At 59.9% G+C, this 9,016-nt stretch carries 5 protein-coding genes; all 5 read left to right on the top strand.

The annotated features are described in order from the left end of the window. Nucleotides 1-64 precede the first annotated feature (64 nt). Nucleotides 65-1,723, top strand: coding sequence for a PAS domain-containing protein (locus H5U38_04815; GenBank protein ID MBC7186344.1), 1,659 nt, complete (start codon nucleotides 65-67; stop codon nucleotides 1,721-1,723). Next, complete coding sequence (locus H5U38_04810; GenBank protein ID MBC7186343.1) at nucleotides 1,720-3,138, top strand: sigma-54-dependent Fis family transcriptional regulator; 1,419 nt, start codon at nucleotides 1,720-1,722, stop codon at nucleotides 3,136-3,138. Before H5U38_04815 ends, H5U38_04810 begins: the two co-directional genes overlap by 4 nt. A 522-nt stretch (nucleotides 3,139-3,660) precedes the next feature. Beyond that, nucleotides 3,661-4,050: a response regulator gene (locus H5U38_04805; GenBank protein ID MBC7186342.1), complete on the top strand. Its 390-nt coding sequence runs from the start codon at nucleotides 3,661-3,663 to the stop codon at nucleotides 4,048-4,050. A gap of 407 nt (nucleotides 4,051-4,457) precedes the next feature. Then, nucleotides 4,458-8,333, top strand: a complete 3,876-nt coding sequence (locus tag H5U38_04800; GenBank protein MBC7186341.1) for a PKD domain-containing protein — start codon at nucleotides 4,458-4,460, stop codon at nucleotides 8,331-8,333. A 42-nt stretch (nucleotides 8,334-8,375) separates the two neighbouring features. Beyond that, nucleotides 8,376-9,016: hypothetical protein (locus H5U38_04795; GenBank protein ID MBC7186340.1), on the top strand; the 641-nt coding region annotated here is incomplete at its 3' end.

The raw sequence follows: 9,016 nt of genomic DNA, 5'->3' as shown, positions 1-9,016 counted from the left end.
GCAAGCCGTACGCCAGGTGCTGTCCACAGGTTCTCCTTGGCGCGGGCAGCCAATCGAGGCACCTTTGCAGGGACCTGATGGGGAGACCGTGCAGGCCTTCCGCGACGAGGTTGTTCCCCTGCGCAGCAACGACAAGGTGGTGGGCGCACTCATTTTGAGCATCCCTGTGAGCGAGGAGCTTAGGCTCTATCGGGAACGCCACCAGGCCCAGGCTCGCCTACAAGCCGTTTTGGATTCTCTGCCCGCGCCGGTCATGGTGATTGATGCGGATTTTCAAATCGTGCGGGCAAGCAGCGCCTATGCCCAGCTCTTTGCCATGGAGTCGCACGAGGGGCTTGCCGGGCAGCATTGCTACGCGGCTCTTCGGGGACAACGTGCCGTGTGTGAGGATTGCCCGGTGCCAGAAGCTCGCCGCAGCGGCAAGTGGGTGCGTGCGGAGTTGATCACGCCCCGACAGCAAGCGAGAGACGCCGCGGTTGTCGTTTCTGCCTTCCCGTTGCCCGGCGGCAGAGGCGAGACCATGCTGCTCGCCGAGGTTCCCGCGGTTGAGCGCGAACCTGGTGGAGAACTGCCTGCTGCTCAGAAGGACCTGCTCCGCAAGGAGATTGCCCGCCAGGTCGCTCAGATGCGGGTGCGGAGCGCCTATGCCGAGGGCGTGCTCAACAGCATCGATGAGCTCGTGGCGGTCCTTTCCACGGAGGGCAAAGTCCTTTTCTGCAATCGGGCTTTTGCAGCATCCGCACAAGGAGACGAGGACAAGCTCGTCGGCAGCGCCTTGTCCAACATCGGCGGGGAAGTCCCTTGGGGCCGCCTTGAGGCGGAACTCCGTGAGGCCTTAGCTGCAGAGAAACCCGTGCGGGGCAGACTGAGCTGGCGGAGTCCGTACAGAGGTGAATGCCACGTCGACTATGAGTTGCAGGCTCAAGTCTTGGCGGATGGCACCCGGATTGTCACCCTTTGCGCCAAGGACGTGAGCGAAACGGTGCGTGCGCGCGCCCGGCAGGTGTTTCAGGAAAAGATGGACAGCCTGGCACAACTGGCTGGGCGCATCGCCCACGAAATCAACAATCCCCTGGAGGCCTTGCAGAACCATGTGAGCCTTCTTGAGATCGAAATTGCCAAGGGAGCCGAGGTGGCGGGAGTGCGTGCCGAGTTGGAAGCCATCCAGAAGCAGATTCGGCAAATAGCCAACGTCACCAGCTTCCTTGTGGGTTTCACCAGAAGCGCTCCAGAAGAATATGCACCCGTAGACATCGCCACGGTGCTGCGCAATGCAGCGGCGGTGTCTGAGATTGCGCGCACGCCGGCTGACGTCACCGTGGAAACAGACATCAGCCCTGACTTGCCGAAAATTCTGGGGAGCGAGAGTGACCTGGAACGCTGCTTTGTCAACATATTGCGGAACGCGGCCGAGGCCATCGTCGACAAAGGTGTGATACGGATCGCCGCTCGCCACAATCGGCACACCGGGCAGGTGGAGGTGGAAGTGAGCGACACAGGGGTGGGGATCCCGGAACACATACTGCCGCACATATTCGACCCTTTCTTTACCACCAAGAAGGTGAGCAGACAAGCGGGCCTTGGGCTTTCCCTTTGCTATGGCATTGTCAGCGACCATGGCGGTCACATCGAAGTGAGGAGCCAGCATGGACGAGGGGCCACCGTGATTGTTTCCCTCCCGGCTATGGTCATGGAACCGCAGTCCATAGGAGCGCGCGCATGAATGAGACCGAGCGACTGATTCTCGTCGTCGACGACGAAGAAGACTCTCTAAGTAGTCGCCTGGAGTTGTTGCGCAATCTGGGCTATTCGTGCATCGGCGTCAACAGCGGCCACCAGGCACTCACCGTGCTCAGAGAGAAGAAACCGTGGGTCATTCTCGCCGACTTGGTCATGCCGCATATGAGCGGCATCGAGTTGCTGAAGGCGGCACTGGAGGAGGACCCGGATGTCGTGGTGGTCATCTACACGGGGTACGCGTCCATCGACAGTGCCAAGAAGGCCATCCGTGAAGGGGCGTTTGACTACATCCCCAAGCCCTTCTCCAGCGATGATTTGCGCATCGTTGTGGAACGGGCACTGAAGTATGCCGAACTGACCCGCGAGAACTCCGCTTTGCGCTCCCAGATAGAGGCGGGGCCTCGCCCAGACAAGATTGTGGGCACCAGCGATGCCATCAAGAAGATTCTGGAGCAGGTGAGGAAAGTCGCGCGCACCAGTGCCAATGTGATGGTCACCGGCGAATCGGGCACAGGAAAGGAGCTCGTGGCGCGCGCCATTCACTATTACAGCAGCCGGGCTGCGCGGCCCTTCGTGGCAGTGGACTGTGCGGCCTTGCCGGAGAATCTCCTCGAAAGTGAACTTTTTGGGTATGAGCGCGGTGCCTTCACCGGCGCGGTGACGACGAAAGAGGGGCTCATCGAGATCGCCCATGGCGGCACGCTCTTCCTCGATGAAATTGCCGAGATGAGCTACAACCTCCAGGGGAAGCTGCTGCGGGTGCTGGAAGAGCTGGAATTTCGGCGCCTGGGCGGCAAGAAGCTCATCGGGGTCGACATCCGCGTCGTGTCGGCCACCAACATCGACCCGGAAGAAGCCGTGGCAAGCAAACGACTTCGCCACGAGTTGTACTACCGCCTCTGCGTGGTGAACATCAAGGTGCCCCCGCTTCGTGAGCGTGCAGAGGACATTCCGCTCTTAGCCTACCACTTCCTGCGGGAATTCAGCAAATCAAACCAGATTGAGGTGGGCAAGATTTCAAACGAGGCCCTTTTGGCTCTGCAGCGCTACCACTGGCCAGGCAACGTCAGAGAGCTGCAGAATGCCATTGAGCACGCCGTCTCCATGTCCACCACGGGTACTTTGGAGCTGCGCGACCTTCCGGAAAAGGTCCGCTCCGTGGGGAAGGCTTCCTACCCGCCGACCCCCACGGATCTGCCTTTCCACGAGGCGAAAGAGCAGGTGGTACAGCGCTTTGAGCGTGAGTACTTGGAGCGGCTAATCCGCAGGCATGGCGGCAACATCTCCCGCGCTGCAGAGGCTGCAGGGCTAAACCGCAAGACTATCTACCGCATGCTCGAGGAGCACAATCTTAGCAAGGAAGCCATTTACGCAGGCGACATGCGCGGGGAGGAGTGAGCGCACTCCATTGCCGAGCTCCTGCCGTCTGCCGGGCCCCACGTAACCCAATCCGTCCTGAGGGACGGATTTTTGTTTTCTCCCGCTGAGCTCCGACACGTTTCACACCCACTCTTGAAAGGTTCTCCTTCGCATAGGACTGGACATCGCCCTGCGCCCGCAGAGGGCCATGGTGTGGACCGCCTGCATCACTGTTGTGTCCCCAGTACCTGCTCTTCCTGCCCCTTTGTGTAGCGCACGCCACACAGACGCAATCCCCTTAGCAACAAATGGTTAGCGATTTCCTTGGTTCTGGAGTGTGGCTTTCGTGCCACATTCTGGGCTTAGAGTCCGGAAGTCTCCGGCGAAATGGCCCTCGCTACTGCGCGGCCTAAGGCTCTGTATTGTCAATGAGATGCAGAGCTATCCTCAGGGGGCCTCGGATCGCCCTGCGCATGGCATAGCCTTTGTAAAACAGGGGATGCCAAGACAGGTATTCGAGCACCGAGCAGCGCGGAACGGGTTCATTCTGGCAGAAAGACGATGCAGACGAGACCAGGATCACGCAAGAAGCAAATCGTGGTGGCGACTGTTGATCCGGAAATCGAGGCGATCTTTGCGCGCGACATGGCCGACGCGCGATTTCAGGTTACCTGCCTGCGTAAGGCGGGCGATGTGCTGCTCCGCATCCTGGAAGACAAGGTCGATTTGCTCATCGTTGACCTCGACCTGTCGGGGATCCACGGCATCGACTTGGTGCCCATCGTGCGGCGGAGCAGACCGCGCCTTCCCATCGTGGTCATCTCGCGCGATTTCAACTACCAGGTCCGCCAGATGGTGGCCCAGGAAGGCGTTACCTACCAGATTTTCAAGCCGGTGGACATGCGGGAAGTGAACGAGGTGATCTCCACCGCCCGCAGCCTCCTGGCGTAGGCCCCAGAAAAGCAAAATCTTGGACCTGGTTTACCACCACGACAAGCGAGTGAGGAGAGAGAGAGGCGCTGCGAGCTTGATGAGTGAAAAAGGGGAGGGGGTGAGCCTCGGCAGGGCAAGAGAGAAGCAGTGGAGAGAGGAGATGCTGGCCGGGCAACGAGACACCTATGCGGTGGTTGCGCTACACCAGCCAAGCGCAGCGAAGACGCGGCAACTGGTCATGCCGCGCAAGAGTCGCGCACTGCTTTTCTTTCCAGGGACGAGGCGAGGTGAGGGACGTGACGAAGAGCAGCCTGTGCAGTGTTACGGCAACCGGAGTCAGCAAGGCGCGAAGCAAGCTACGCGGCCTCACGGTCGTGCTAACGCTCTTAGTTGGGTCTGTTGCACCACTTCAGGGAGGCAACGTCTTGAGTGTACAAGGCACACGTTTTCTTCTTGACGACAAGCCCTTCGAAATGTGGGGCATCCGTGTCGTCAACGCCTTGTGGGATGACCAACAGACCCAGGAGTTGTTGACTGCTATGTCGCAGTACCGTGCATACGGCATCAACACCATTGGCATCAATCTCCAAGGAGGGAGCCCCGGTTTCGAGATCGATGCCAACGGCAAGTGGTACTCCAATAGCGCGTTTCGCCCGGACGGGTCGCTGAAACCCGAGTACATGGAGCGGCTGCGGGCCATACTGGAGCGGGCGCGTGAACTGGACATGGTAGTCAACGTGGGCTATTTCTACCAGAGGCAGTGCCGGAAAAAGGCTTTGACCCCGAACTTGGACCGCGACCATTGGGACAGCCCGGCGGCCATCTATAGGGCGGTGCGCAACGCCACAGAGTGGCTGCGTCCTTACCGCCATGTATTCTTGGACATCGCCAACGAGTACGGACACGGCGGCTATCAATACCCGGAGGTCTTTTCCACAGCCAAAAGGCCCGCTGACCGCGTGCCGCTGGCAAAGGCGTTGGTGGACACGGTGCATGCGGTCGACCCACAAAGGCTCTGCGGCATAAGCCCGATGTCCGACGAGGGAATCATCGACATCCCGACTGCTGATATTTGCTACACGCACGGACACCCGCAGCCGCACATGTCGGGCAATAGGCCGCAGGTGAACAATGAGCAACTGAACCGTGGATCGAATGGCGTTTACACCGAGGATTTGAAGCAGCAGATTACCAGCGAGGCGGTGCTGGAGCGCGAGAATGGGAATTACTGGTTCTGGCACAGCGCGTGGATTCAGTACTACCCGTTCAACTTCACGCTCACCGGTGATGGCACTGAGGCTAATCCTGGCGATGGCTGGATGTTGGACTTTTTTGCCTCGGTGAGCAACAAGCTCTCTCTGGTGATTACCCAGCCCACGCAGAACCGCTTCGATTTGGGACAGGCGATTGCCTATGAAGGGGAGGCTTACGACAGCGAGGGTCAACTCATCACCGATCCTTCGGCGTACAGCTGGTTCTACGACAGAGTAGGGGGGCCAGAGAACGTGGCGTTGGGCACTGGACGGTCTGGGACCGTCACCTTCAGCATGCCCGGGACTTACCACTTGCGGATGAGGGTCGACTACGCCGGTCAAACCAAGAGCAAGAGCCTCACGCTCTATGCCGGCACACAGGCCGGGCACCCGCTGCCCCTGGGTGTGGACGGCAGGTTCCCTGCGATGGCGGTCGACAAGTATGGACGTGCCCACCTGGTCTTCTTGGGTTCCGAGGGAGTCTACTACATGCGCTTCAATCTCACAAGTTGGAGTGAACCGGAGCGCATCCCTGGGAGCGGAGGTGCCTGGGCACGCTGCCACAACTCCCTGGACGTCGCTGTGGATAGTCGCGGGCTACCCCACGTGGCATGGTACGCAGATGGGAAGGTCAAGTACGCGGCGCGTCTTGGTGAGAGTTGGTCCCCACCTGTCTATGTGGCAACTGCCGAAAAGTTCGCCATCACCGCAGATACATACGACAATCTCTGGGTAATTTATCGCGGCAAGTACCTTGGCAGCGAAGCACCGTTCTATCGCATGAAAACCGCCGATGCCACTACCTTTGGCGATTCAGTGCTTGTGTACTACACGGTTACCGACCGCATACATGCTTATTGCGACATTGCTTCTGGACCGGCTGGCGACGTCCACCTCCTCTGGCGATGGGACAACATGGGCGAAGATTATGATCCCCTCTATCGCCTCTTTCGCGCGGGGTCCTGGCAAGGGGTCGAGAACATCGACAATTCCGAGGAGAAGATCGGTGAGGGTCTGTTCATTGCCGTGCACCCGGATGGCACCCCCTATGTGAGCTATTGGGACAGGGCTGCTTGGGTTGCCAAACGGGTGGGCTCAAACAATTGGCAGCGTCAGCGCGTGCCAGGTTTGGAATGGAGCCAGGTGTACGGCAGCCATTATCCTCGCATAGCCATAGACGGGCAGGGTCGCATCTACGTGGTCAGTCACCAGGGGGACAAGACGCTCTTTACCGACACTGACCGGGTGATTTACAACGTTTATGATCCTACAACCGGGTGGGGCCAGGCGCAGCTCATCGACCCAGGCGCTCCCACCGGATGCGGCCACCCCGCAGTAGCTGCCGGTCAAAACTGCGCGCACGTGGTGTGGATGGACAAGCGTGGTAGTCTGTTCCATCGCATTCTGGGGGAGATTCCGGTGATAGAGGGCAGGGGCAACGCGCCCATGCCGGTGATCCAGGCAACACCCACTTCTGGCACCATGCCGCTCACGGTGACCTTCGATGGTTCCGCTTCGTACGATTTGGACGGGCGCATCGTGTCCTATTTGTGGGAATTTGGCGACGGGGACAGCTCCTGGTCGCCGGTGGTCACCCACACGTACGTCGAGGACGGAGGGTACGAGCCACGCCTCTATGTGACTGACGACCAGGGGCAGACCTCGATGACCTTCGTCTACATCCAGGTGGCGGCGATTACTGGCGAAGGAGTGGTTCACTCCATCACGCCGAGCACGTACGTCCCCGCTTATGTCGGCGTCGGTGATCCCTACTACGCCGACCGCGACTACCGCGTGACAAGCATTCCTCAGGGCTATGAAGGCCTGCTGTGGATCAAGACACTCAACAACGACAAGACCAATAGCGATCTCGCCGTGTCGTTTGTGGCTGGCGACTCGGTGACCGTTTACGTGGTGCACGACGCACGTGTACCTGTGCCGTCGTGGCTGACTACTGGCTTTGTGCAGACGGGTGACCGGGTGGGAGTGACCGATCCTGGTTGCAGTGACTTTCGCATATGGAGCTCACAGCGGACATATGCTCCCGGGGAAACGGTCACTCTTGGCCCGAACGGAAGTACTTCAGGCACGGGCAGCATGTATGCGGTGATGGTGCGCTGCACCAGCAATCCGCCGGACCTGCAGCCACGGGCCAGCACAGTGGGTGGCGACCTCAACTTGCGGTGGAAGGAAGTGCCGCGTGCTGAGGCATACTACGTGTATCGAGGAGACTCGCCTTACTTTGAACCACAGGACCCCGTTGCCTCTATTCGCGGCACGGAGTGGACGGACGTGGGCGCCGCCTCGGACGAGGGGGACCGCTTCTACGTCATAAAGGCCAAGCGCCCTGCGGGTGCCAAAGAAGCTGTCGGCCGCATCGGTAAGATGCGGCACCGGCTGAACCCGGGCCTCAATTTGGTCTCCCTTCCTCTGATCCCGGCCGACTCGTCCTTGGGCGAGATCCTTGGAACGCGGCTCACCGGGGGACCGAACGCCACCCAGGCCGATCGTGTGCTGAAATGGACAGGCAGCGGCTATGAGGTTGCGTGGTTGGCCGGTGGCACCGGCACCCCTTACGATGGCAAGTGGTTCTCCCAGTCTGGCGGGGCCCTGAGCAAGATGAAGCTGCGTGCCGGCGAGGGCTTCTGGGTAGAAATCCGGCAAGGGCATCCTGCAGTCGACCTCACTTTCCTGGGGGAAGTCTGTACCGACTCGGTGCGGGTGATTACGCTCAGTCCGGGATACAATCTCATTGGCACCTGCTTTCCCACTGTCGTTGACCTCCACGAGACCGGGCTGAGGGAGAATGGGGTTGTGGTGGGTGCCTCCAACATGCGCCAGGCCGACCGCATCATGGCCTGGAACGGCAAGGACTATGACATTGCCTGGCTGGTCGACAGAACGGGAACGCAGTACGACGGACTGTGGCTGAACGAGGTGGGGTCGGGAGTAGCCGACATCAAGCTGGAACCGGGAAAGGGGTACTGGCTGCATATCAGGAACAGTCAAGGCAGCAAGGTGTGGATGTTCCCTAATCCCGCGAGATGACGAAAGAATAGTCAGGTCTGGGCGACCTGTGGGAGGATGTGAATGGGTGGCAGGGAAAAATGGCTTTACGCAATCGCGGCTGCGGTAACCCTCCAGTGGGTTTCGGCGGCGGGTGCAGGAACGGTTGACATCAGTTGCGCCAGCGGCGTGAAAGATCACACGGGCCAATGGCTCCATGGCAACGCCTTCCTCGGCACCGGCGACCTCATCCAGATCATCTACGTCGGGGCAAATGGCATCAACGATATCCCCGATGATTTTGGCAACCCCACTGGCGACGATGAGCTCATCGGCGTGACCTTTGTCGGCGCCGGGTTTCCGCTGAATCCGGACGAGGGTAAGTTCTCTGTGCAGTTTACCCACGATCGTCTGGCCCACGGGAGCGTCATTTTCGCCCGGGCGTGGAATGGCCCCTCGGTGATCGAGGCGACCCATTACGGCGATTCGGAGCTGCGCACTGTGCAGCTGGTGGGAGGTTTTGGGGCGATTGATTTCCCCACCTGGTCGACCGACAACCTGGTGGTGGCGGTGGAACTGGTCTCTTTCGAGGCAGTCAGCATCCCCTCTGGCATTCGCCTGAAATGGGTCACTGCCACGGAGACCGAGAACTTGGGTTTTGAGCTCTACCGCAGCAACAAGCGTGATGGGGCCTACGTGAAAATCACCGCCAAGCTGATTCCAGG

It is taken from the genome of Calditrichota bacterium (genome assembly GCA_014359355.1).
GTDB lineage: Bacteria > Zhuqueibacterota > Zhuqueibacteria > JANLFK01 > Oleimicrobiaceae > Oleimicrobium.
This window is presented reverse-complemented; position numbering and strand designations above follow the sequence as displayed.

Excerpts from the sequence above, each read along its gene's own strand:
- H5U38_04810 (MBC7186343.1), top strand. The coding sequence starts at position 1,720 with ATGAATGAGACCGAGCGACTGATTCTCGTCGTCGACGACGAAGAAGAC.
- H5U38_04805 (MBC7186342.1), top strand. The coding sequence starts at position 3,661 with ATGCAGACGAGACCAGGATCACGCAAGAAGCAAATCGTGGTGGCGACT.